General features: G+C 70.5%; 22 protein-coding genes and 1 tRNA gene. 11 read left to right on the forward strand and 12 right to left on the reverse strand.

Going from position 1 to position 21,817, the window contains the following annotated elements; all coding sequences use genetic code 11:
• Window positions 1-79 precede the first annotated feature (79 nt).
• On the forward strand, window positions 80-415 hold the full coding sequence (locus tag Vlu01_RS12485) for a hypothetical protein (RefSeq protein ID WP_203998008.1): 336 nt from the start codon (window positions 80-82) through the stop codon (window positions 413-415).
• Window positions 416-475: 60 nt separating this feature from the next.
• On the opposite strand, the gene Vlu01_RS12490 is transcribed toward Vlu01_RS12485, so the two are convergent.
• From Vlu01_RS12490 to Vlu01_RS12520, 7 genes are all read right to left on the reverse strand, one after another.
• The gene (locus tag Vlu01_RS12490; protein WP_203998011.1) at window positions 476-1,939 is read right to left on the reverse strand and encodes a serine/threonine-protein kinase; all 1,464 of its coding nucleotides are present in this window, start codon (window positions 1,937-1,939) and stop codon (window positions 476-478) included.
• Between the two features lie 31 nt (window positions 1,940-1,970).
• The gene (locus tag Vlu01_RS12495; RefSeq protein ID WP_203998014.1) at window positions 1,971-2,510 is read right to left on the reverse strand and encodes a hypothetical protein; all 540 of its coding nucleotides are present in this window, start codon (window positions 2,508-2,510) and stop codon (window positions 1,971-1,973) included.
• 235 nt (window positions 2,511-2,745) lie between these two features.
• A complete protein-coding gene (locus Vlu01_RS12500) occupies window positions 2,746-6,330 on the reverse strand; it encodes an adenylate/guanylate cyclase domain-containing protein (RefSeq protein WP_203998017.1) in 3,585 nt (1,194 codons plus the stop codon).
• A complete protein-coding gene (locus Vlu01_RS12505) occupies window positions 6,327-7,154 on the reverse strand; it encodes an MBL fold metallo-hydrolase (RefSeq protein ID WP_203998020.1) in 828 nt (275 codons plus the stop codon). Before Vlu01_RS12505 ends, Vlu01_RS12500 begins: the two co-directional genes overlap by 4 nt.
• Before the next feature lie 131 nt (window positions 7,155-7,285).
• Complete coding sequence (locus tag Vlu01_RS12510; protein ID WP_203998023.1) at window positions 7,286-7,756, reverse strand: RidA family protein; 471 nt, start codon at window positions 7,754-7,756, stop codon at window positions 7,286-7,288.
• The gene (gene sp36 / locus Vlu01_RS12515; protein ID WP_013736319.1) at window positions 7,753-7,908 is read right to left on the reverse strand and encodes a Sp36 family protein; all 156 of its coding nucleotides are present in this window, start codon (window positions 7,906-7,908) and stop codon (window positions 7,753-7,755) included. The genes Vlu01_RS12510 and sp36 overlap by 4 nt, the downstream gene beginning before the upstream one ends.
• 44 nt (window positions 7,909-7,952) lie before the next feature.
• Window positions 7,953-8,483: a hypothetical protein gene (locus Vlu01_RS12520; protein ID WP_203998026.1), complete on the reverse strand. Its 531-nt coding sequence runs from the start codon at window positions 8,481-8,483 to the stop codon at window positions 7,953-7,955.
• Between the two features lie 325 nt (window positions 8,484-8,808).
• On the opposite strand from Vlu01_RS12520, the gene Vlu01_RS12525 reads away from it, so the two are divergent.
• The 3 genes from Vlu01_RS12525 to bagB are packed head-to-tail and all read left to right on the forward strand — an operon-like array spanning window position 8,809 to window position 11,593.
• On the forward strand, window positions 8,809-9,384 hold the full coding sequence (locus Vlu01_RS12525; protein WP_203998029.1) for an Rv0361 family membrane protein: 576 nt from the start codon (window positions 8,809-8,811) through the stop codon (window positions 9,382-9,384).
• A 26-nt stretch (window positions 9,385-9,410) separates the two neighbouring features.
• Complete coding sequence (gene bagA / locus Vlu01_RS12530) at window positions 9,411-10,388, forward strand: ATPase BagA (protein WP_203998032.1); 978 nt, start codon at window positions 9,411-9,413, stop codon at window positions 10,386-10,388.
• A 53-nt stretch (window positions 10,389-10,441) separates the two neighbouring features.
• Entirely contained in the window at window positions 10,442-11,593 is a 1,152-nt protein-coding gene (gene bagB, locus Vlu01_RS12535; RefSeq protein ID WP_203998035.1) for an ArsA family ATPase, read from the forward strand.
• Between the two features lie 45 nt (window positions 11,594-11,638).
• Here bagB and Vlu01_RS12540 read toward each other — a convergent pair whose 3' ends face one another.
• Window positions 11,639-11,959 (reverse strand): WhiB family transcriptional regulator, encoded by a 321-nt coding sequence (locus Vlu01_RS12540; protein WP_155214342.1) that lies wholly within the window; start codon window positions 11,957-11,959, stop codon window positions 11,639-11,641.
• Window positions 11,960-12,361: 402 nt separating this feature from the next.
• On the opposite strand from Vlu01_RS12540, the gene Vlu01_RS12545 reads away from it, so the two are divergent.
• On the forward strand, window positions 12,362-14,821 hold the full coding sequence (locus tag Vlu01_RS12545; protein ID WP_203998038.1) for a penicillin-binding protein: 2,460 nt from the start codon (window positions 12,362-12,364) through the stop codon (window positions 14,819-14,821).
• Between the two features lie 161 nt (window positions 14,822-14,982).
• On the opposite strand, the gene Vlu01_RS12550 is transcribed toward Vlu01_RS12545, so the two are convergent.
• The gene (locus Vlu01_RS12550) at window positions 14,983-15,438 is read right to left on the reverse strand and encodes a GatB/YqeY domain-containing protein (protein ID WP_203998042.1); all 456 of its coding nucleotides are present in this window, start codon (window positions 15,436-15,438) and stop codon (window positions 14,983-14,985) included.
• A gap of 25 nt (window positions 15,439-15,463) precedes the next feature.
• Between Vlu01_RS12550 and Vlu01_RS12555 the strand changes: the two genes are divergently transcribed.
• Complete coding sequence (locus Vlu01_RS12555; protein WP_203998045.1) at window positions 15,464-16,357, forward strand: metallophosphoesterase; 894 nt, start codon at window positions 15,464-15,466, stop codon at window positions 16,355-16,357.
• A 66-nt stretch (window positions 16,358-16,423) separates the two neighbouring features.
• Window positions 16,424-16,500 (forward strand) — tRNA-Pro (locus tag Vlu01_RS12560).
• Window positions 16,501-16,561: 61 nt separating this feature from the next.
• On the opposite strand, the gene Vlu01_RS12565 is transcribed toward Vlu01_RS12560, so the two are convergent.
• Window positions 16,562-16,972, reverse strand: coding sequence for a GyrI-like domain-containing protein (locus Vlu01_RS12565; RefSeq protein WP_203998049.1), 411 nt, complete (start codon window positions 16,970-16,972; stop codon window positions 16,562-16,564).
• 340 nt (window positions 16,973-17,312) lie between these two features.
• On the opposite strand from Vlu01_RS12565, the gene Vlu01_RS12570 reads away from it, so the two are divergent.
• The 4 genes from Vlu01_RS12570 (at window position 17,313) to Vlu01_RS12585 (ending at window position 20,431) form a co-directional block, all read left to right on the forward strand.
• Window positions 17,313-18,524: a helix-turn-helix domain-containing protein gene (locus Vlu01_RS12570; protein ID WP_203998052.1), complete on the forward strand. Its 1,212-nt coding sequence runs from the start codon at window positions 17,313-17,315 to the stop codon at window positions 18,522-18,524.
• Between the two features lie 125 nt (window positions 18,525-18,649).
• Window positions 18,650-18,814 (forward strand): hypothetical protein, encoded by a 165-nt coding sequence (locus tag Vlu01_RS12575; RefSeq protein ID WP_203998055.1) that lies wholly within the window; start codon window positions 18,650-18,652, stop codon window positions 18,812-18,814.
• Window positions 18,804-19,988, forward strand: coding sequence for a helix-turn-helix domain-containing protein (locus Vlu01_RS12580; RefSeq protein ID WP_239095859.1), 1,185 nt, complete (start codon window positions 18,804-18,806; stop codon window positions 19,986-19,988). Before Vlu01_RS12575 ends, Vlu01_RS12580 begins: the two co-directional genes overlap by 11 nt.
• A gap of 119 nt (window positions 19,989-20,107) precedes the next feature.
• Window positions 20,108-20,431, forward strand: a complete 324-nt coding sequence (locus tag Vlu01_RS12585) for a zinc finger domain-containing protein (protein ID WP_203998058.1) — start codon at window positions 20,108-20,110, stop codon at window positions 20,429-20,431.
• Window positions 20,432-20,469: 38 nt separating this feature from the next.
• Here the strand turns inward: Vlu01_RS12585 and Vlu01_RS12590 are convergent, their stop codons facing one another.
• Together Vlu01_RS12590 and Vlu01_RS12595 are read right to left on the reverse strand one after the other, a co-directional pair.
• The gene (locus Vlu01_RS12590) at window positions 20,470-20,931 is read right to left on the reverse strand and encodes a hypothetical protein (RefSeq protein ID WP_203998061.1); all 462 of its coding nucleotides are present in this window, start codon (window positions 20,929-20,931) and stop codon (window positions 20,470-20,472) included.
• A 123-nt stretch (window positions 20,932-21,054) separates the two neighbouring features.
• Window positions 21,055-21,510, reverse strand: a complete 456-nt coding sequence (locus Vlu01_RS12595) for a lamin tail domain-containing protein (protein WP_239095860.1) — start codon at window positions 21,508-21,510, stop codon at window positions 21,055-21,057.
• Between the last annotated feature and the right edge of the window lie 307 nt (window positions 21,511-21,817).

Here is a 21,817-nt window from a genome sequence, read left to right on the forward strand (position 1 = left end):
AAGCAGGCTGTTGTCAGATGTTTCGCAGAGCCAAGCCAACTGCTGTTGACAGATCGACAATCTCCGACATTCTGGACGGGTGAGACGGTTCGCAGGATCCGACGCACGGACCGTGGCGGTGGTCGCGGCCCTGGCGGCATTCTGGCTGCTGGCGGCGCTGGTCGTGGCGCGCCGACAGGACCTGTTGGGCGTGGCGGGAGCACTGCTCTGCGTGTTGCTCGCCACCGTCGCCGGGGTGGCCGTGACGGCCGCCCGGCAGCACGACGTGGATGTTCGGCCGGATCGAGGGCAGACGTCGGTGGGATCGGGGATCGAACCGTCCGGCATCGACGCCGACACACTGGAGATGCTCGGCGATCGGGACGCGGTCCGGGCGATGCGGGACCGGCATCACCGCGATCGGCCAGGACTCTGACGTCCGCACCCCGACCTCGATGCTCTCGCGGGGCGCAACCGCCCCGCCGCGAAGGGTGATTCAGCCGCTGGTGAGCGTCGGCGACGCCAGCCCGTCCAGGCCCCGCCCGGCCAGGCAGCGGTAGGTGCGGTCGGTGTCGGTGTCGGCCGGCGGCAGCACCTCAAGATTCCATCCGCCCGTCTGGCGCACCCCACTGACCAGCCGGAACGTCTCATGGTTGCAGACCTGGCGCACCTGGGGGTCGGCGACGATCTCGTCGTGGCCGGCATCGGCCAACGCGGCCGGCAACTGCCCCTCGGCGTAGCTCTCCCAGGTGTGCCGGGTGTCGCAGGGCATTCGGCTGGCCTCGGCCCGCTGGCCGCGCACCTGCACCGGCCCGAAGCACTCCAGTTCCGTCGCGCACTGTGCACCGGTGGGAAGCGCTTCCGGGTGAGTGGCGCAGCCCGGACGAAGCATCCCGGTTGCCGCCGGACGGGCCGAGATGCTGGCCTGCGGTGACGGCACACCGCCGGCCGCCCAGGCACCGACGCCCGCCGAGGCGGCGAGGGCGACCACTCCGGTGGCGCCCAGGAACCAGCGCCGACGACGGCTGCGCTCGGTGGAGTCGCCCCCGGCCGGCTGGGCGGGGCGGCCGGCGTCCGGTGCACCTCCGGCAGCACTGCGGATCGGTGCCGCCGGAGGATTCGACGCTCCCGCATCGTTGAGCGTCAGGTTCGTGAGCATGTCGCGCAGTTCGGCGGCGGACGGCCGGTCGCCAGGATCGTTGGCCATGCCGGTCCGCAGGACGTCGACCAGGCACTCCGGAATGCCAGGTAGTCCGGGGATCGGCTGGTGGAACATCTCCAGCACGGTGACCAGGCTCGGGTTGCGCTCGCTCTGCCAGCGCGGCGGCCTGCCGTGCATGACCGCGTAGAGCGTGGCGCAGAGCGCGTACACGTCGACGGCCGGCGACGGCGGGCTGTGGCTGAACATCTCCGGCGGCGCGTACGCCGGCGTGAGCACCTCCAGCGCGACGGTGGCGTCCCGCATCTCGGCGACCACGGCAAGCCCGAAGTCGGCCAGCACCGCCGAGTTGAAGTGGGAATGGAGGATGTTGGCCGGCTTGACGTCGCGATGCAGCACACCGGCGGCATGCGAGTGGGCGATGGCATCCGCGATCTTGATGCCGAGATCGCGGGCCTCGACGGCGTCCAGCGGCGAGTTGCGCATCCGCTCGGCGTACGACCCGTCGCAGAGCTCCATGATCAGGTAGGGGTGCTGGTCGATGGTGACCCCGACGTCGAACAGGTCGACCACGTGCGGGTGGGACGACATCCGACCGGCGGCACGCGCCTCCCGCAGGAAGCGGGCCTGGTCCCGGTCGCTGGCCAGGGTCCGGTTCTCCACTTTGACGGCGACCTCGCGGCCAACCGAGATCTGCGTCGCCCGGTAGACGGTGGCGTAACCCCCTCGGGCAAACACCTGCAAATCAGTCAGACCAGGCACGATGGGCGTCGGCAGGGCGCCGGGCGGGGTGTCGGTCACGGTCTCGAAAATACCCAACGGTTCCGGGCGCTCAGTGAACCGCATCGGCGGCTGGCCCCACACCTGGCGTTCCGGCGCGGCCCCGGTCGTCGTTTGACACCGGTTCGCCAGGTGTCGATCCGCGCTGATCCGTGGCGGTGACTGCCGAGTCGCCAGCCGCGCCCGAGCCGACGGACCGGCGTGCGTCCCACCAGAGACCACCGGCGGTGGCCAACGCGCCCAGGCCTTCCCAGGCCGCCACCCCGAAGAACCGCCCCGGTGCGATGTCGGCTACCACCGCGATCGTGAAGACCGTGAACGTGACCAGCCGGAACACCACGGTGAAGCGGTAGAAGGCACGCCACTCGGTGGCGGTGGCGAGCAGGTAGTAGACCCCCATGTTGAACGAGGCCATCGAGGAAGCCGTCACGAAGGCACCGGTGTAGTCGCCCGGCGCGCGGGTCTGCGGAATCTCGAAGCCGAGCATCCGCAGCAGCGCCTCCGGCCAGAGCAGGCCGACCGCCCCCATCAGCAGCGCCAGCACGCCGAACACCGCGATCGTCCACCCCGCGACCGAACGCGGCAGCCTCATCTTCGTCCTCCCCCTCGACGGCACGACCGACGACACTGACGGCCGCGTGAACCCGTCACGCTAGCGGCCCGCCCCGACCGGCCAACATCCCCGAAACCGTCAGATCCGTACCGGCCGCACATCGGCCGCCCGATTCGGTCGAAGGTTCCGGCGCGAGAGTGGACGCTTCTGGACACCGCGCCGAAGGCCCGGCCGCACCGGCGGCACCGCCGGGCGGGGGCGCCGTCGGATGTGCTCAGCCGGGGGTACTCAGGCGGGTGAGCAGCGCCTCCGCTGCGGCCCGTTCACTGCGCTGCTCAGTGGCGTACGCCAACCGGACCGCGTCCTCGGCGCTGGCCTTGGCCTCCGCCGGTCGGCCGCACGCGGCCAGCGCCTCGGCGAGTACGCTCGCCGCGACCACCTGGCTGCGGACGTCCTCGGCGGGTGCGCGCGCCGCCCGGCGGGCCCAGTCCAGCGCCTGCTCACGCTGGTCGTGGGCGAGCAGGGCCGAGGCGTAGCGTGCCATCGACTGCCGACGGGAGAAGAGCAGGGACGGGGTGGTGGCCGCCATCGTGGCCACCGGGGCGAGCAGGCCGACCGCCGTGCCGGAGTCGCCGGCCGCCAACCGGGCGGTGGCCAGCAGCACCCGGGGACCAACCTGTGCCGGGGCCTGCGGGTTGTGCGGTTCCACCGTGGTGAGCACCGCCCGGGCGTCCCGCTCGGCCCCGGCCACGTCGCCCATCTCCAACGCGACGAAGCCGCGCAGCGTGCCGGCCATTCCGGTGAGCAACGGGTGAGCGGTCCGGTGGCCGTAGGCGAGCGCATCGGTGAGCAGGTCTGCGGCGTGCTCCGGCGCGCCCAGCCCGCGGGCGATCACACCCCGGACCACCAGTGCGAAACCCTGACCCCAGTCGTCCGAGGCGGCGGCGAAGTCCCGGTACGCCCGCCGGGCCTCCCGGTCGGCGTCGACCAGCTCACCCAACTCGGCGTTGGCGTACGCGTCGACAGCCCGCAGGGTGCCCACCGCCCACGCCTCGCCGACCCGTTCACCGAACGGCAGGAACACCCGGGCCAGTCGGCGCGCCTCCCGCAACCGACCGGCGAGCAACCGGGCGAAGGCGGTGGTGCCGCGCAGCCACGCCCGCCCGTACGGATCCTTCAGCTCGGCGAAGAGCCGGGCGGCCCGGCCGAGCACCGCGTCCGTGCCGGCGAAGTCGCCCCGGGTGGTGGTCACCCAGGCGAGGTTCTGCAACGACCAGGCCTGTCCCCGGCGGTCCCCCACGGCCAGGCTGACCTGGTACGCGGCCGCGAGTCGGCTGCTGGCCTGACCCAGCCGGCCGACCAGGAAGTCCGTCATGCCCAGCCGTCGCATCGCGGACGCGCGCAGGGTGGGCAGGTCGGCGTCGCCAGCCACCTGCAGCGCCTCCCGCCAACAGGACTCGGCCCGCCGTAGGTCACCCATCACCTGCTGTGCCTGCCCGGCGATCAGCAGGGCACTGACCCGCGTCGCCGGATCGCCCGCGTTCGCGGCGATCTTCTCGGCCGAGGCCAGGGCGTCGCCGGCCCGACCGACCTGGAGCAGTGCCCGGGCGTGCGCCACCCGATCGACCGCGGGCACTCCGTCGCGGGCCAGTTCCGCCGCGCGTTCGGCGTACTCGACGGCCAGCGCCGGCTCCCCCGCGTGCAACGCCCGGCGGGTGGCCCGGCCGAGCGCCGCCACGCCCAGCGGAGCGACCGCCCGGGCCGGCGCGTCCGGACGGAGCGTGACCGCGTCGGCCAACGCGGTGGCCCGCTCGACGTGCTCGGCCACAAAGTCGTCCCGGGCCGACTCCGAGAAGCCGCCCGGGCCGGTTCCGGTGCTGCCGGTTCCGGTCGCCTCGGTCACCGGAGCCGCCCAGCGGGCCAGCGCGGCGTGCCGTTCCGCCAGCTCCGCCTTGCTGATTCCGGAGTACGCGGCCTCCCGCATCAGCGGGGTGGCGAAGGCGTACCCGCTGCGGGTGCGGTGCAGCATCCGGCGTTGCAGCAGTTCCTCCACGGCCCGTTCCAGCTCGACGGCGGCGACCGCGGCCGGGCGGCCGTCACGACCGGTGCGCTGCTCCCGCAGGGCCTCCAGCGCACCGTCGGGCACGGTGTCGCCGACCACCGCGGCGTCGCGCAGCACCGAGCGTGCCTCGACGGGCAGCGCGTCGATCCGGGCGGCGAGCACCGCCGCAAGGTCCCGGGAGAGCAGCCGGCTGCCGAGAGAGCCGGGTGCCAGCCGCCAACTGTTGTGTGTCCCGGCGGTGAGCGCGCCGCGTTCCATCAGCAGGGTGACCAGTTCCGCAAGGTAGAAGGCGTTGCCCTGGGCGGTGGCGAGCAACCGGTCGGCGTCGGCCTGGGGCAGCCGTCCACCGCCGAGGTAACTGGTCAGCAGCCGCGCCGCGTCGGCACCGCGCAGCGGCGGCAGTGGTTGTACCTCGGCCTCGGAGACCCGGGCCAGCGTGCCGGCGGCACGCACCAGCTCGGGTCGGCCGAGCAGCAGCACCAGCACCGGCCCGGTGAGCCGGGACAGCGTGACCTCCAACGCGCCGATGGTCTCCGCGGTGGCGTCGTGCAGATCGTCCACGATCACCACCAGCGGTGCCTCCTCGGCGAGCGCGCTGAGCAGGTCGGCCACCGCGTTGGGCACCGCGTCGGCGTCGGCCGGCGGCTGGGCGGTGCTCCACTCGCCCTCCGTCGTGCCGCCGGCGGGTAGTTCCGCGTACCCGAGCAGGGCCAGTAGTTGGTCGATGGCGACCGGGGCCGGCTCCGTCCGGCTTCGGTTGAGCCGTTGTTCGAGCCGGCGCAGCCGCTCCTCGACGGCCGCGCGGGTGACCGCGGTCGCGGCGTCGTTGGGCAGCCCTGTCGCGGCGCGCACCAGGTCGGCGAGGGGAGCCAACCGGCGACGCTCACCGAACGCCGCGCAACGCACCGACAGCACCCGGGCACCGGTGTGTGCGGCGTACCGACCGGGGCCGACGTCATAGCCGGCGGCGAGGCGTTCCACCTCGGCCGCGAACCGGGACTTGCCGATGCCCGCCTCGGCCGTCATCAGCAGCACCCGGGGCTCGGAGCGGTCGATCACCTCGGCGAGCCGGCCGGCCACCCGGCCGATCTCCGTCTCCCGGCCCACGAACGGCGCCTCGTCGCCGAGGCCGGAGCGGGTGCCGGGAGCGTCCAGGAGGCCGAGCAGTTCGTACGCCTCGACCGGCTCGCGTTTGCCCTTGAGCCGCAGCGGTCGCAACGCTCGCCAGCTCGCGACGTGCCGGGTCGCCATGGCGGTACGCCCACCGGCGTAGACCGCGCCGACGGCGGCGGCGTCGGCCAGCCGGGCGGCGGTGTTCACCGTGTCGCCGATGACGGTGTACTCGATGGCGGCCTGGATACCGGCGATCACGTCACCGGTGTTGAGCCCGACCCGGAGTCCCAGCGGCGCGCCGCCGCCCCGTTCGTCGTCGAGCACCCGGCGGACCGCCCGCTGCATGGACAACGCGGCGCGTACGGCCCGTTCGGCGTCGTCCTCGTGCGCCACGGGGGCACCGAAGACCGCCATGATCCCGTCGCCGGTCAGCTTGTCGACGTGCCCGCCGAAGGTCTTGACCGCCCCGGCCAGCGCGGCCAGCACGCGGTCGGTGACCGCGCCGACCCGCTCCGGGTCGAGATCCTCCGACCAGGAGGTGAAGTCGGACAGGTCACCGAAGAGGACGGTCACCACCCGGCGCTCGGCGGCGGGCAGGGTCGCGGCGGCCGGCAGCGCGGCCCCGCAGTTGTGGCAGAACCGGGCGCCGGGCACAGCGACGGTTCCACACACCGGGCAGGTCACGCTGGATCCAACCCCGCGTCGCCGCCGTCGGATTCCCGGTCCAGGTATTCGAGCTGGGCGCGTACCGACCATTCCGCCGCCCACCACAACGACCGGTCGACGTCCGCGTAGACCGTGGCGACCACCTCGGCCGCGGTCCGCGCGCCCGCGTCCAGCGCCCGCCGGACCTGGTCGAGGCGGGCGCGACGGTGGGCGAGGTAGAAGTCGGCGGCCGCACCGCAGTCGGCAAGTGCCGGGCCGTGGCCGGGCAGCGCCGGGATCTCCCGGTACGTCGAGAGCAGTTCCAGACTCGTCAGGTAGTCGCCGAGGTGTCCGTCCGGATGCGCCACGACGGTGGTGCCTCGGCCGAGGATCGTGTCACCGGTGAGGACCACGCGCTGACCGTCCCGCTCGGCGAGGAAGCAGACCGAGTCGGCGGTGTGCCCGGGGGTGCTGAGCAGGCGGACCGCCAGGCCGAAGCCAGCGAGATCCTGGCCCGGCCTTGTCAGCGGCTCACCGCCGATGGTGTGCGCCGGGTCGACGGCGAGGACGTGGGCCCCACCGAGCAGTTCGTGCAGGCGCGCCGAGCCCTCGGTGTGGTCCGGGTGCCCGTGCGTGATCAGCACCCGTCCGACCGGCCCCTGTGCGACGATCGCCGCCAGGTGCGCCTCGTCCGCCGGCCCCGGGTCGACCACCACCGCCGGCTCGCCCGGCGCGGCCCGCAGCAGCCAGGTGTTGGTGCCGTCCAACGTCATCGGCCCCGGATTGGGTGCCCGCAGCAGCGTCACCCAGTCCGGCAGTTCGCTGGCGAGGGCGCTCACCGCCCCCGTCACATGCCCTCCCATGGCTGCGATCGTACGACTCCGCCGACGCAGCCCCGCGATCTTGCAGTTCTGGTCGCCGATTCGCCCTCGTTAGGGGCCTTCGTCCCGGCCAGAAGTGCAAGATCGCGGGAAGATCCGGCGGTGTCTCGTGGTCAGGAGACCTCGAAGATGACCTCGACCTCGACCGGGGCGTCCAGGGGAAGTTCCGCGACGCCGACGGCCGAACGGGCGTGCCGGCCCGCCTCACCGAAAACGGTGCCGAGCAGGTCCGACGCGCCGTTGATGACACCGGGCTGACCGGTGAAGCCGGGTGCGCTGGCGACGAAGCCGGTCAGCTTCACCACCTTGACCACGTTCTCCAGACCGACCAGCGAGTCGACCGCGGCGAGCGCGTTGAGCGCGCAACGCTGGGCAAGTTGCTTGGCCTGCTCGGCGGAGACGCCAGCCCCCACCTTGCCGGTGGCCAGGAGCTTGCCCTCGGCCAGCGGCAACTGACCCGAGACGTAGACGTGCTGCCCGGACTGCACCGCCGGCAGGTAGCTGGCCACCGGCGGCACCACCTCCGGCAGCTCCAGCCCGAGTTCCGCCAGCCTGGCGTGAGGTCCGTTGGTCACGACACTCATGCCTTCGGGCGCTTCAGGTAGGCGACCAGTTGCTCCGGGTTCGGTCCGGGTACGACGGAAACGAGTTCCCAGCCGTCCTCACCCCAGTTGTCGAGGATCTGCTTGGTCGCGTGGACCAGCAGCGGGACCGTGGCGTATTCCCACTTCTGCATCGGTGGAGGGCTCCCTCGGTGGCATGGACACTGTGGGGCACAGCCTACGGTCCACCGGTTGGCCGGGATGCGGGACGCTGTTCAGCGGTGGGCCACTGCTCGGCGGCGGTGCGCTGCTCGGGCGCGGGCGGCAGTTCCCCGCACGGGCCGGCATGGTCGTAGGGCTGGGGGCAACGCGTACGGTCCGGCAGCAGCAGGTCGCAGAAGACCCGGTGCCGATTGTTCTGGTCGTCCGCGGTCGACACCTCGGTCTCTCCCGCGTCCAGTTCGAGCAGAAAGTTCAGCGAGGTGGCCACCCGACCGGCCAGCGCGGTGGCGGCGGCCAGGTCGGTCACCCGGATGGGTAGATGGATGACGTAGCCGGGGCCGTCCTCTTCCCGCCCGCCGGCCGGATCGACGCTCGCGATCGGGTCGGCACTCGTCGCCGGGTCGGCACTCGTGACCGGGTCGACCGGACGCCGGTACGAGCGCTCATTCACCGGTAGCCGGGCGGAGGAGTCTCCGCCAGCCGTCCGGCTGCCCCGCCGCAGCCCGCCGGGGAACTGGGCTCGGGGGGTGTTGTCCGTGTCGCGCATGCACTGCCTCCGGGCGTCGTACCTGGTCACGGCCTCGCCCACCGGTCCGGGACCTATCCGCCCGGCCCGAGCGGGGCGTGCCGGAGCGACCGTAGGACCGGGACGTCGGTCCCATCAACAGGACGCGCGCGCCCGATCGCGTTCGGTCACATTTGCGACACCCGACCAGCGGAAAGTTGATCGTGATCTCGGTAAGGGACACACCGGGCACTCCGCAGCGGGACCGCGGACCGCTACCCTTCCCGTCTGGACGGGCGCCCGGCCCGGACACCCGATCCCACGCTCGCCGCCTGTGCGCGGTGCTGCGCCGCACCCGGGGGGACCGATGACCCAGCCACCCGCCGGCGGCCCGACCGGCCCCACCGACCTCCCGCCGGCCCAGTCCTCGCCGGCCACCGGGCCTGGTGTCCCGCCGGCTGCGCCCGGACATCCGCCGTACCAGTCGCCTCCCGCGCCGCCACGTAAGCGGGGGGCCCTGCTGGCCTCACTCGCGCTGGTCGTGGTGCTGCTGCTCTGCGCCGGAGGCGGCGTGGTCGCGTTCCTGACCCTGCGCAACGCCGAGGCGGGCGAGGGCGCACCCGATCCGTCAGTGGCGGTCGACGACTTCCTGACCGCGGTCTACCAGGACCGGGACGCCGCCAAGGCGGCAGATCTGGTCTGCACCGCGGCCCGCGACCAGGACAAGATCCAGGCCAAGGTGGCCGAGATCGAGGAGTACGTCTCGACCTACCAGAACCCCCGGTTCCGGTGGGACACCCCGACGGTGGACAACGAGACCGGCGACCGGGCGACCGTCACCACCACGGTGACCGTGACCACCGCCGATGAGAAGATCGCCGACCAGGATCTGCGCTTCACGGTGATCCGCAAGACCGGCTGGTGGGTCTGTGAGGTCTCCTGAAAACGCCGGGTGGATAGGCTCGACGGGTGGGAGCAGCGCAGCGACCGACTGACCGGGCCGTCACCGACTGGCCCGCCCGCCTGCATGTGGTGACCGGCAAGGGGGGCACGGGCAAGACCAGCGTGGCCGCCGCGCTGGCCCTGGGCCTCGCCGCCGGTGGTCGGCGCACCCTGCTGGTGGAGGTGGAGGGGCGACAGGGCATCGCCCAGCTCTTCGGCACCGAACCACTGCCGTACGCCGAACGACACCTGGCCGACGCCCCCGGCGGCGGCGAGGTGTCGGCGCTCGCGGTGGACGCCGAGGAGGCGCTGCTCGAATACCTCGACATGTTCTACAAGCTCGGCGCGGCCGGCCGGGCGCTACGCAAGTTCGGGGCGATCGACTTCGCCACCACGATCGCCCCGGGGCTGCGCGACGTGCTGCTCACCGGCAAGGTCAAGGAGGCCACCACCCGCACCGCCGGCCAGCGGCGGGTGTACGACGCGGTGGTGCTGGACGCACCACCCACCGGCCGGATCGGGCGTTTCCTGAACGTCACCGCCGAGACCGCCCGGTTGGCCAAGGTGGGGCCGATCAAGACGCAGAGCGAGGGAGTCTCCGCACTGCTGCGCTCACCGATGACGGCCGTGCACGTGGTGACCCTGCTCGAGGAGATGCCGGTGCAGGAGACCGTCGACGCGATCGCGGAGCTGACCTCGCTTGGTTTCGGGGTGGGCCGGGTGATCGTCAACGGAACCCGGCCACCGCTGCCGACAGGACGGTTGGTCACCGAGGCGGAGTTGGCGCGCGGCCTGCGTGCGGCGGGGCTGCCGGCCAGCGGGCCGATCGTCACCGGTCTGCACGACGAGGCGCGCGACCTGATGATCCGCCGGGAGTTGGAGGATTCGCTCCGCACGGATCTGGTGGAACTCGGCGTGCCCCTGGTCGAGCTGCCGCTGCTGCCCGACGGGGTGAACCGTGCCGGCCTGGAGGTGCTCGCCGCCGCGCTCGTGCAGGGCGATTGACTCACACCTCACCTCGGCCAGGCGCGCGGAGTCGGCGCGCCCTATACGCTCGATTGGTGCCTTCCGACAACGCCGCGCCGCCGCTGGACGTCGACCGGATCCTGGCTGACCCGGGAGTACGGATCGTGGTCTGCTGCGGTGCGGGCGGGGTGGGCAAGACGACCACGGCCGCCGCACTCGCGCTGCGCGCCGCCGAGCAGCACGGCCGACGCACGGTGGTGCTCACCATCGACCCGGCGCGGCGATTGGCCCAGTCCCTCGGCCTGACCGAGCTGGACAACACTCCCCGGCAGGTCAAGGGGATCGACGTCGAGGACAGTGGCGGCGAGTTGCACGCCATGATGCTCGACATGAAACGCACCTTCGACGACGTGGTGCTGGCGCACACCGATCCGGCGAAGGCGGCGGAGATCTTCGCCAACCCCTTCTACCAGGCCATGAGTTCCACCTTCGCCGGCACGCAGGAGTACATGGCGATGGAGAAGCTCGGCCAGTTGCACGCGCGGGGCGAGTGGGACCTGATCGTGGTGGACACCCCGCCGTCGCGCTCGGCGCTGGACTTCCTCGACGCGCCGGCCCGACTGTCGCGATTCCTCGACGGGCGGATGCTCCGGCTGCTGCTCGCGCCGGCACGAACCGGTGGCCGCAGCATGTTCAGCCTGGTCACCGCCTCATTCGGGATGTTCTCCCGGGTGGTGCAGAAGGTGATCGGCACGCAGTTGCTGACCGACCTGTCCGGTTTCGTCGCCGCCCTCGACTCGATGTTCGGCGGGTTCCGGCAGCGCGCCGAGCAGACGTACCGCATCCTGCAGGCGCGGGAGACGGCTTTCCTGCTGGTCGCGACGCCGGAGCCGGACGCGGTCCGGGAGGCCGCCTACTTCGCTGGCCGGCTGGGCGCGGAGAAGATGCCGCTCGCCGGCCTGGTACTCAACCGGGTGCACCAGCCGACGGTGGCCGAGTTGGACGCGACGGAGAGCCGCGCGGCCGCTGACCGGTTGGCCACGGTCGGTGGCCATGAGGGCACCGTCGAGGTGCTGCGGGCGCACGCCGCCCTGGCCGAGCAGGCGGTGCGCGAACAGCAGGTGGCAGCACGTTTCACCGAGGCGTTCCCGCAGGTGCCGACGGTGTCGGTGACGGCGCAGCCCGCCGACGTGCATGACGTCGACGGGCTGCGGACGATCGCAGCGGCGGTCAGCCGCTCCTGACCGACGTTCGGTGCGGCGGAAGCCGCAACTGACCGTGCCGGTTGGTCAGTTGCCGGCGGCGGCCAGGATCTTGTCCTTGCCGGCCTTGTCCTTGGCGTTCTTCTTCATCGCCGCCTCGAACATCTTGCGCCAGCTGGTGACCTGGGGGTGACGACGCAGCAGCGCCCGACGTTCCCGTTCGGTCATGCCACCCCACACGCCGAACTCGATCCGGTTGTCCAGCGCGTCGGCCAGGCATTCGTACCGGACTGGGCAGCTCCGGCAGATCCGCTTGGCCACGTTCTGTTCGGCGCCCTGTACGAACAACGCGTCCGGGTCCCCGTTCTGACACGCCGCCAACGACGGCCAGTCAGTGATCATGCCCATCTGTACACGTCCCCCCTTGCAGTACTACCGACGCCGTCGCGGGCCAGCCGGCAATCCCCCCGGATCGTCCGGCACGCCTTACCCCAAGGCGGCACAGACGACATGTGGCGCTGTCGCCGCCTACATCATGCTCTGTAGTCGCACGATTACGCAACGTTGTCGGCGAAATCCATCATTCCGGACACTCCCGACGTCTCGGGCTCGGGACCGCCGCTTACCCCACCGAGGTCCGCGAAAACGCTGCAAGCCACCTCCGTGAGGAGGAAACTCGGCTCGGATCCACGCAACCGGACACCCGGTGCCACGCGTCTAGCACAACGAGGACGGCGCGCGCAGGAAATGGGGAAAAGACGCCCCAGCGCCCCTCGTTACCTGTTCGCGTACCCTGTCGAGGTGACCTGGATGCGGAAACGTGACCACAACATCCTGACCAACGCCGCATCGCTGCTCATCTGTGGGCTGTTGGCCGGCGTGGTCGTTGCCGCTGCGGCCTTCCCCGCCGTGGCGATGTCGGGCCTGGCCGCGAAGGCCGGCGCGGAGACCTTCGGCGCGCTGCCGAAGGAACTGACCGTGGCCCGCGCGCCGCAGATCAGCTACCTGCTCGCCTCCGACGGCAAGACACCGCTCGCCACCATGTACGACGAGAACCGGCGCGACGTGAAGTTCGCCGACATCTCGAAGAACATGCGCGACGCGATCATCGCCGCCGAGGACCACGACTTCTACAACCACAACGGGGTCGACCTCAACGGCGTGGCCCGGGCCTTCGTCAACAACAGCCAGACCGGTGCCGACCGGCAGGGCGCGTCGACGCTGACCATGCAGTACGTCCGGATGGGCATCGCGTACTCGGCCACGCATCCGGCCGACGTGATCGCCGCGACCGAGGACACCAGCGCCCGCAAGCTGCGCGAGATGCGGTACGCGATCCAGCTCGACAAGGAGATGTCGAAGGACGAGATCCTGGAGCGCTACCTCAACCTCGCCGCCTTCGGCAACGGCGCGTACGGCATCTACGCCGCAAGCCAGGTCTACTTCAACAAGCCGCCGAAGGATCTGAAGATCGAAGAGGCGGCCATGCTGGCCGGTCTGGTGAAGGCCCCCACCTCGTTCGACCCGACCACCAAGGACGGTTACCCGCACGCGGTGGCCCGGCGCGACTACGTCATCGACAACATGGTAAAGATTGGGGCGATCACCCAGCAGCAGGCCGAAGAGGCCAAGGCCGTCAAGCTGGTGGTCAAGGGCAAGCGGGCCCCGAACGGCTGCGTCGCCACCAACAAGAACGCCTGGGGCTTCTTCTGCGACTACTTCTACCGCTGGTGGATGGCGCAGGAGACGTTCGGCTCGACCTCGTACGACCGGGAGCGGCGGCTCAAGAGCGGTGGCTACACCATCGTCACGACCCTGGACAAGCAGGCCCAGACCGGAGCCGACAAGGCGGTACGCAGGGCAAAGCCGGTGAGTGCCAAGGAGGCCGCCATGATTGCGGTCGTCGAGCCCGGCACCGGCCGGGTCCGGGCGCTGTCGGTCAACCGGAACTTCAAGCTCGACAACCCGGACAAGCCGAAGAACAAGCCACACAGCGATCCGGTCCAGCGCCGGAAGGGCAAGCTCGGCAACTACCCGAACACGGTCAACCCGCTGCTGACCGGCGGCGACGGCATCACCGGCTACCAGGCCGGCTCGGTCTTCAAGATGTACACGATCGTCGCCGCGCTGGAAAAGGGCATCCCGCTCAGCTACACCTTCAACGCGCCGCAGCAGTTCAAGTCGGAATACATCATCGACCGGGGCAACCCCGCCGCCTGCGCCGGCACCCACTTCTACTGCCCGACCAACTCCGGCCTCAAGGCCGGCGGCGTGCAGAACATGTGGAGCGCCTTCTCCGCCTCGATCAACACCTTCTTCGTGCCGCTGCAACAGCAGGTCGGCGCGGAGAACGTGGTCGACGTGGCCAAGCGCCTGGGCATCCAGTTCCGGCAGAGCAAGGACGCGGAGTTCGCCAACAACAAGGAGGCTGCCCACCAGTGGGGCGCCTTCACCCTGGGCGTCTCGCAGGTCACCCCGTTGGAACTGGCCAACTCGTACGCCACCCTGGCCGCTGACGGCAAGTACTGCGAGCCGATTCCGGTGCAGGAGATCCGGGACCTGGACGGCAACAAGCTGGACGTGGCCAACCCGCGCTGCGAGAAGCGGTTCAGCACCGAGGTGGCCCGCGCGGCGGTGGACGCGGCCCGCTGCCCGGTCGGTGACAACTCCTCCACCAGCAAGTGCGGCGGCAGCCGTACCGCCGCCGAGGTGAAGTGGAACGTCGGCAAGCCGGTGGCCGGCAAGTCCGGCACCACCGACTCCGAGAAGACCGCCTCGCTGGTCGCGATGACCAAGCAGTACGCGGTCGCCGGCATCCTGGCCGACCCGGACTGGCCGCAGACCAACGTCAAGATGAAGCACAAGACGCCCGACGGCATCAACCCGCCGGTGTGGAAGACGTTGAAGGCCGCCATGAAGGGCAAGAAGGGGATCAACTTCGACCCGCCCGGTAAGAAGATCTCCCTGGGTGACCAGCGCACCATCCCGGGCGTCTCATGTCTGGACGTCGAGCGGGCCAAGTCCCGCCTCTCCGGCGCCGGCTTCGAGCCGATCGTCTCCAGCACCCGGGTCACCTCCGACTGCCCCGCCGGCACCGCCGCCGGCACCAGTCCCAGCGGCCGCACCATCAAGGGCGGCATCGTGACGATCATGCTCAGCGCCGGTAAGGCCGACAACGACGACGGGGGCGGCAACGGCCGGCCGGGCACCAGTCCGTCCTCCGGCCCGCCCAGCAGCCCCGGTCGTCCGCCGGGTAGACCCGGCGGCTGACCGGCCGCAGTGACGCCTGAACGGGCGGGCACCCCACACGAGGGGTGTCCGCCCGTTCATGTTCGGTTCACCGCCGCAGCAGCCGAGCCAGCGCAGTCAGCACCAACAGGACCCGGTCAGCCGCGCAGGTGGACCTACGCAGCGGTGCTCGGCGAGACGATTCAGAGGCCCAGCTGGCGGCGTACCTCGGCGGCCACCCGACCGCCCTCGGCCTGGCCGGCCACCGCGGCCTGGGCCGCCTTCATCGCCGGGCCCATCTGCGCCTTTCCGGTGAAGCCGCCCGCGGAGAGCGCCTGCGTGACCACGTCGGTCAGCTCGGCGTCGGAGAGCTGCTTCGGTAGGTAGCGCTCCAACACCTCACCCTCGGCGGACTCCTTGGCAGCCTGCTCGGCGCGGCCCGCGTCGGCGAAGGCGGTGGCCGCCTCGCGGCGCTTCTTGGCCTCCTTGGTCAGCACAAGCACCACCTCGTCGTCGCTGAGCTCCCGCTTGGCCTTGCCGGAGACCTCGGCGGTGCCCACGGCGGCCAGAGCCATCCGCAGGGTGGAGGTGGTCAGCTCGTCGCGGGCCTTCAGCGCGGCCCGCATGTCGGCGGTGAGGCGGTCCTTCAGCGTGCTCATGGACGGTCAAACTACCCTGATCGGCATGCGAAAGCGCACACTATTCCGGCTCGCGACCGCGACCGTCGCGACGGGTGCCGCCGCTCTGGCGTACGCCTCCCTTGTCGAGCGCAACATGTTCACCCTCCGCCGCTTCGACGTGCCGGTGCTGCCGACCGGCACCGAGCCGCTCCGCGTGCTGCACCTGTCGGATCTGCACATGACCCCCAACCAGGTACGCAAGCAGCAGTGGGTCGCCTCACTGGCCGCCCTCGACCCCGACCTGGTGGTGGTCACCGGAGACAACATGGCACATCCGGGCGCGGTGCCGGGGGTGCTGCGGGCGCTGCAGCCCCTGCTCGACTACCCGGGCGCATTCGTGTTCGGCTCGAACGACTACACCGGGCCGGTCTGGAAGAACCCGTTCAGTTACTTCCTGCCCGACCGGGAGTACACCGATGGGGTCGAGTTGCCCACCGAGGACCTGCGTGACGTGCTCACCGGTGCCGGCTGGGTCGACCTGAACAACCGGCGGACGACGGTCAAGGCCGGCGGCCGGGCGATCGACATGGCCGGCGTCGACGACCCGCACGTCGAGCGGGACGACTACGCCTCGGTGGCCGGCCCGGTCTCCTCCACCGCCGATCTCTCCATCGCGCTCACCCACTCTCCCGAGCCGGCGCTGCTCGACGAGATGGCCGCCGACGGATTCGGGCTGCTGCTCGCCGGGCACACCCACGGTGGCCAGGTGTGCGTACCGGGAGTGGGGGCGTTGGTGACCAACTGCGGGCTACCCAGGTCGATGGCGAAGGGTCTGCACCGCTGGCCCGGATCGGACTCCTGGCTGCACGTCTCCGCCGGGCTCGGCACCCACCCGACCGCGCCCGTCCGCTTCGCCTGCCCGCCGGAGGCCAGCCTGCTGACCCTGATCCCGAGCTGACCGCCCACACCCCGGGTACCGAGTTTGAGCCCCGGCACGGGTGGGCTACTATTTGTCGGCACGCCTCGGGGTGTGGCGCAGCTTGGTAGCGCGCTTCGTTCGGGACGAAGAGGTCGTCGGTTCGAATCCGGCCACCCCGACCAGGTAAGAGGGCACACCCCATCGGGGGTGTGCCCTCTGGTGCTTTGGTGGTGGTCGGTCGGTTCAAGCTCGTATCGGCATGAGCAGGTCGATCCGGTCATGGCGGCGGTAGAACTCGATACTGGGGCGAGCGTCGTCTCGGTCTCCGGAGCGCCGCAGCTGTTCAAAGGCCGGGGTGAGCAGGGCGTAGGTGGCGGGTTGGGGACCACGCACGGTTGCGCTCAGATACCGACCTCCTGGCACGACGCCTGATTGCAGGTCGAGTTGGTCAGGGTCGTCGCCAGCTCGGATCTGGACGCAGCAGCGGTAGATGCCGGAGTCGTCGAACACGCCAAGGAACTTGCGCCCGCGTAGCGACCCGAGCAGGATCTCCAGGTGGTCCCAGGCTGGCCCGATCTCGTCTGATCCATCTTTGACAGCTACGAACATAACCGGCGTCTCGGCGCGCTCGACTCGCCTGAGCGGTAGTTCCATCTGCGGCCTTCCTCGGCGTGATGGTCCGTATTGCATAAAGCTACTCACCACCTCTGACATGGCGGGACCCGCAAATCAGGTTCCCGTGGTCCGGCTGGCGTTTCCACGCCATGGAGGTTCCGGTTTGCGGACCTTGAACCTGGCGATGGCCTTGGTGGTGCTGCGAGCTCCGCTGGCGCTCCGACTCCGGCCACGCAACACGCCCGGCTGCTGGCGCGGAGAGCAGGTAGGAGTCGCCGGTGTGTGAGGGGTTATGGGTCGGCCTGCGGATCGGTAGCGTTGGGCGTGATTGTGGCCGTTGAGTCGGTGCTACATCCCGCGCTTTGCGAGGAGGTTCCGGGTGGATTCCTTGCCGGAGTTGACGTTCGGGCAGCGGTTGAAGGTTTACCGGGAGCGGTCCGGGAAGACCAGGGCGGTGCTCGGTGGGTTAGTGGGACGTAGCGCCGAGTGGGTCAAGGCGGTGGAGACGGATCGGATCCTTCCGCCGCGCATTCACATGCTGGATCGGATCGCGCGTGCCCTGAAGATCGATGTTTCTGTCCTGGCTGTGGAGTTTGGTGACCGCTCTGCTGCGGTCAACGGGCCGGAGCATCCGGCGCTGGGGTCGGTCCGGGATGCCGTGAACCGTGTCGGATTCTCCGGCGATGCTCCGGCCGAGTCGTTGTCCGGTCTCAGGGAGCGGCTTGCGGTGGCATGGCGAGCGCGGCATCAGGCGTCGGATCACCGTACGGTGCTGGGCGGGTTGTTGCCGGGGTTGCTGCGCGACGGGCAGAGCGCCGTTTTGGCGTACCAGGGTGAGCAGCGGCGGCAGGCACAAGCGCTGCTGGCAGAGACGCTCGGGCTGGCGCAGATGTTCATCGCATACCAACCGGCTGCCGAGTTGCTGTGGCGGGTGGCGGACCGGGCGATGGTGGCGGCGCAGGAGTCCGGCGATCCTGAGGCGATCGCGTGTGCGGGGTGGTTCCTGTGTCAGGTGCATCGGGATGCCGGGGACTGGGACACCGCAATGGCGGTGACGCTGGACGTGCTGTCGGCTCTGGAGTCGCGAGCGGCTGACGGGAGCACGAATCTGCTGGCGCTGTGGGGTGCGCTGAACTTCGAGGCCGCGTACACGACCGCTCGTGCCGGTGAGGAAGGGCGGGCCTGGCGGTACTGGGATCGTGCGGATCGGGTGGCGCAGCGCCTGCCGCAGGGTTTCTACCAGCCACAGACGTCGTTTTCGCAGGTCATCATGGGCGCTCATGCGGTGACGGTGGCGGTGGAGTTGCAGAAGTCGGGTGAGGCGGTGCGGCAGGCTCGTCGTCATGATGCGGCGGCGATCCCGTCGAGGCCACGTCGGGCACGCCATCTGATCGAGGTCGCGCGGGCGCACTACGGCAAGAACAACAAGGAAGCGGCCGTGGCGACGCTGCGGCAGGCGTACGAATCGGCGCCGGAAACGATTCGCTTCAACGGGTACGCCCGTCAGATCACCTTGGACCTGCTCGACGGGCCGCGTTCCACCCAAGATGACGCGCGCGACCTCGCGGCCAGGGTCGGACTCGTCTCCTGATTCAGGGGTAGAAACCTTACCCAGCCTGGATCGCGACTGACCGTAACTTCTCGCTCACGGGATGCGGCGAGCGGTGTAAGGCCTTTCAGAGCACGTCGCCGCGCCCCTACCAGCGGAGGTGGGGCATGAGCGAAAACTCTTCGTCCGAGAACCGGGGCGAGCAGATTCAGGCAGCAGAGCGGGAGGCCGCGAAGCAGCGAATCCTTGCCCAGGCGGAGGCGGAACGAATACCGGTCGCGGAGACGACTCGGGCGGTGCCGGATCGGCCGTGGCGTCGTCGTGAGCGGTGACCGCGTGCCGATTGGTCGGCGGGTGGCGTATCTGCGGGTACGGCGGCGGCTGTCGCAGCAGTCGTTGGCTGATCGGCTGGGCAAGTCGAAGAGTTGGGTCGACAAGGTCGAGCGTGGGGTCCGCTCGCTGGAGCGGGTGTCGACCATTCGCGACATTGCCGCCGTGCTCCGGGTCGACGCCGCGGCGTTGCTCGGTCGGGACGCTCAGCCCACCGGTGCGGCAGAGCGGGACGAAGATGTCGCGCGGATCCGGGAAGCTTTGTCGGCGTACGAGATGGTGCGCGACCGGTCCGCGCCGGTGCTGCCGGTCGAGCGTGTTGCCCGGCACGTCGGGTACGCGTGGACCGCCTACCAGCACGCCAGGTATCCACAGGTGGTCGAGCTGCTACCGGACCTGCTGCGCGATGTTCAGCGAAACTACGCCCGGGATCCGACGGCTGGCCGACTGGTGGTGGACGCGTACCGCATGACGGCAGCGTTACTGGTCAAGCTGGACGCGACGGATCTGGCCTGGCTGGCCGTCGATCGGGCGATGGCTGCCGCGACGGGGGACCGGGCGTTGATGGCGTGCGCGTCGGTGCAGCTCGGGCAGGTGTTGCGGTCCTCGGCGCGGGCGCGGTCGGTGCTGCTGGCGGCGGCGTACCAAATCGCTCCTTCGGATCTTGACGCCGGCTCCCCGCAGGAGTTGTCGCTGTGTGGGGCGTTGTTGGTGCAGGCCGGGTTGGTCGCAGCCCGGTGCGGTGACGAGCGTACGACCGGTGACCTGCTGGACGAGGCCGCCGAGATGGCGGCTCGGGTGGGCGACGGGCACGACCATCACCGGACCGCGTTCGGGCCGACCTCTGTCGAGCTGGCTCGGTGCGCTGCCGCCGTGGAGTGGGGCGACGGGTCGGCGGCGATCGCGCGGCACCAGCAGGCGATTCGGCGGGACGGGTGGCGGTTGCTGCCGGTGGAGCATCGGGCCGCGCATCTGGTCGACGCCGCCCGCGCGTACCTTCAAACCGGCGATCCCGGGAGTGCGGCTAGGGTGCTGCTCGACGCGGAGATCCTGGCGCCGTACGAGGTACGTCGCCGGCCGGCGGGCCGGGATGTCCTCGCCCAGGTGGCCCGTGATCCGAAGGCTCCGGCGATGATCGGTGAGCTGGCCCTCGGTCTCGGGTTGGTGTGCGGGTGACCGCGCCGTTCCTGTCCCTGGCCCAGATCCGCAACCGGCTGACCCTCGCCGCGCGGCACACCCTTACGAGGCCGTCAGGTGAGCAGGTTTGGCCGATGGGTCGGCGGGGATGTCGGATCATGCGCTTCAACGTGGACGAGCCGGACGCCCGCGAACGGTTCTGGGAAGGGATGCGAGAGGTTGCCGACGCGGCGGCGCGCTACCAGGATCAGTCCCTCTACCAGGCAATTGTCAAGATCGGCAGAGCGGCTCTGGCGCAGGGCATCCAGGTGGTGTCGTCGGGCGGGCTGTTCCTGCTCTGCCCGGTCTGCGACGCCCAGCCAGGTCAACGCTGCATCAACGTTGCCGGCCGTCCACTCGGTGATCAGGCACTCCATCCTGAACGCGTCGAGTTGGCCCAGAAGACGATGCGCGGAGAAGGACCGCTTCCCCCTCCACTGTGACGGCCTGGGCGATTCGACCGTGCTGCGGCGAGTGGGCCTCAACCAACCCGACGGCGATGTTCCCGGCTCAGCCGAGCCGCCTGCACGACGGCAACGCCGAGGAGAAGCAGGAGCACCGGCCCGCCGGCAAGAACGACCAGGCCGGCGCCGATGTTCGCTCCGATCGCTCCGGCGGTCGCGATCCGCCAGGCCAGGCCGATCAGCACGCCGGCGAGGACCACCGGCACCAGCACCGACCACCAGCGGGGATCAAGCTTGCGGGTGGCGGTGGCGTGGATCAACAGGGCCAGCGACACCACCATGAGCACGCTGGCCACGACCACCAGCACCCGGTCGCCGACTGCGCCCAGACTGACCGGCTCCACCGCGTAGTCGAGTGACTCCCCTTCGGCGGCGAGCCGCCGGGCCGCCCCGCCGGTCAGGTCACCGACGAGCCACCCGGTCACCACCGGCGTACTCAGAAACAGGGCCAGCGCCAGCACCGCAAGACCACGCCTCAACACGACATCCCTCTGTTCCGCTGGATGGTCGGGTCGGACCGCCCGGGACGACCACCAGCACGCTCAGCGAACCACGATAATGATCGATCCGCACCAGCACAGGTCGTCCCGGGCCGTAGCCGGTCAGCAGGTCGTGTAGCCCTTGCCCTTCTTCCAGGAGCACTTGTCGATCTGCTTGCCACTGGCGTTGCGCAGGTACGCGGTGTCGCCGGTGTTGTTCCAGATGTAGTTGCCCGAGCCCCAGTAGCGGGTACCGGCGGTGTTCTTGCCCTTGCCGGTCCGGATGACGACGCTCTTGCCCTTGGCGAGTTTGACGTCGCCGCTGAACTTGTAGACGTGGTTGGCCTTGTCGCGCAGGGTCCAGTTCTTCAGGTTGATGGTGCGGGCCCGCCGGTTGGTCAGCTTCACGTACTCGGCGTTGAGGCTGGAGTTCGAACGGTTGTCGGCGCCCGGCGAGTCGTAGTAGACCTTCGTGATCTCGATGGCCGGGGTGGCGGCCTGCGCCGGGGCGGCGACGGTGAACGAACCGCCCACCACCACGGCGAACGCGGCCACGAACCCGATGAGCCTTCTCGTCATGCGTGTTACCCCCACGGACGGCGCCGGAGTTTCGGCGCGGATGTGTCACGCCGACGCGTGACGGAGCGAGGCTAACGACGCAGCGGTGTGCCGTGAACACCCGAACACGCCCCGCCACCGATTAGGCCCGACCGGCGGCTCAGGGACATCCGGCCGGTGTGTCGCGGGCGTCCGGCCGGCTCGGTGGAGCCGCCCGGTCCGACCGCTCGGACCCGCCCCGCGACGATGATCAGTTACCCGAAACGGTGTTCCGGATCATGCTTTCGGCGTCCACTTCGGACCTTGTCGACGGACGTCGGCCACTCCC

The organism is Micromonospora lutea, assembly GCF_016863535.1.
GTDB lineage: Bacteria > Actinomycetota > Actinomycetes > Mycobacteriales > Micromonosporaceae > Micromonospora > Micromonospora lutea.

Excerpts from the sequence above, each read along its gene's own strand:
- Vlu01_RS12495 (WP_203998014.1), bottom strand. The coding sequence starts at position 2,510 with ATGAGGCTGCCGCGTTCGGTCGCGGGGTGGACGATCGCGGTGTTCGGC.
- Vlu01_RS12505 (WP_203998020.1), bottom strand. The coding sequence starts at position 7,154 with ATGGGAGGGCATGTGACGGGGGCGGTGAGCGCCCTCGCCAGCGAACTG.
- Vlu01_RS12510 (WP_203998023.1), bottom strand. The coding sequence starts at position 7,756 with ATGAGTGTCGTGACCAACGGACCTCACGCCAGGCTGGCGGAACTCGGG.
- sp36 (WP_013736319.1), bottom strand. The coding sequence starts at position 7,908 with ATGCAGAAGTGGGAATACGCCACGGTCCCGCTGCTGGTCCACGCGACC.
- Vlu01_RS12520 (WP_203998026.1), bottom strand. The coding sequence starts at position 8,483 with ATGCGCGACACGGACAACACCCCCCGAGCCCAGTTCCCCGGCGGGCTG.
- Vlu01_RS12525 (WP_203998029.1), top strand. The coding sequence starts at position 8,809 with ATGACCCAGCCACCCGCCGGCGGCCCGACCGGCCCCACCGACCTCCCG.
- Vlu01_RS12540 (WP_155214342.1), bottom strand. The coding sequence starts at position 11,959 with ATGGGCATGATCACTGACTGGCCGTCGTTGGCGGCGTGTCAGAACGGG.
- Vlu01_RS12545 (WP_203998038.1), top strand. The coding sequence starts at position 12,362 with ATGCGGAAACGTGACCACAACATCCTGACCAACGCCGCATCGCTGCTC.
- Vlu01_RS12550 (WP_203998042.1), bottom strand. The coding sequence starts at position 15,438 with ATGAGCACGCTGAAGGACCGCCTCACCGCCGACATGCGGGCCGCGCTG.
- Vlu01_RS12555 (WP_203998045.1), top strand. The coding sequence starts at position 15,464 with ATGCGAAAGCGCACACTATTCCGGCTCGCGACCGCGACCGTCGCGACG.
- Vlu01_RS12565 (WP_203998049.1), bottom strand. The coding sequence starts at position 16,972 with ATGGAACTACCGCTCAGGCGAGTCGAGCGCGCCGAGACGCCGGTTATG.
- Vlu01_RS12575 (WP_203998055.1), top strand. The coding sequence starts at position 18,650 with ATGAGCGAAAACTCTTCGTCCGAGAACCGGGGCGAGCAGATTCAGGCA.
- Vlu01_RS12585 (WP_203998058.1), top strand. The coding sequence starts at position 20,108 with ATGCGCTTCAACGTGGACGAGCCGGACGCCCGCGAACGGTTCTGGGAA.
- Vlu01_RS12595 (WP_239095860.1), bottom strand. The coding sequence starts at position 21,510 with ATGACGAGAAGGCTCATCGGGTTCGTGGCCGCGTTCGCCGTGGTGGTG.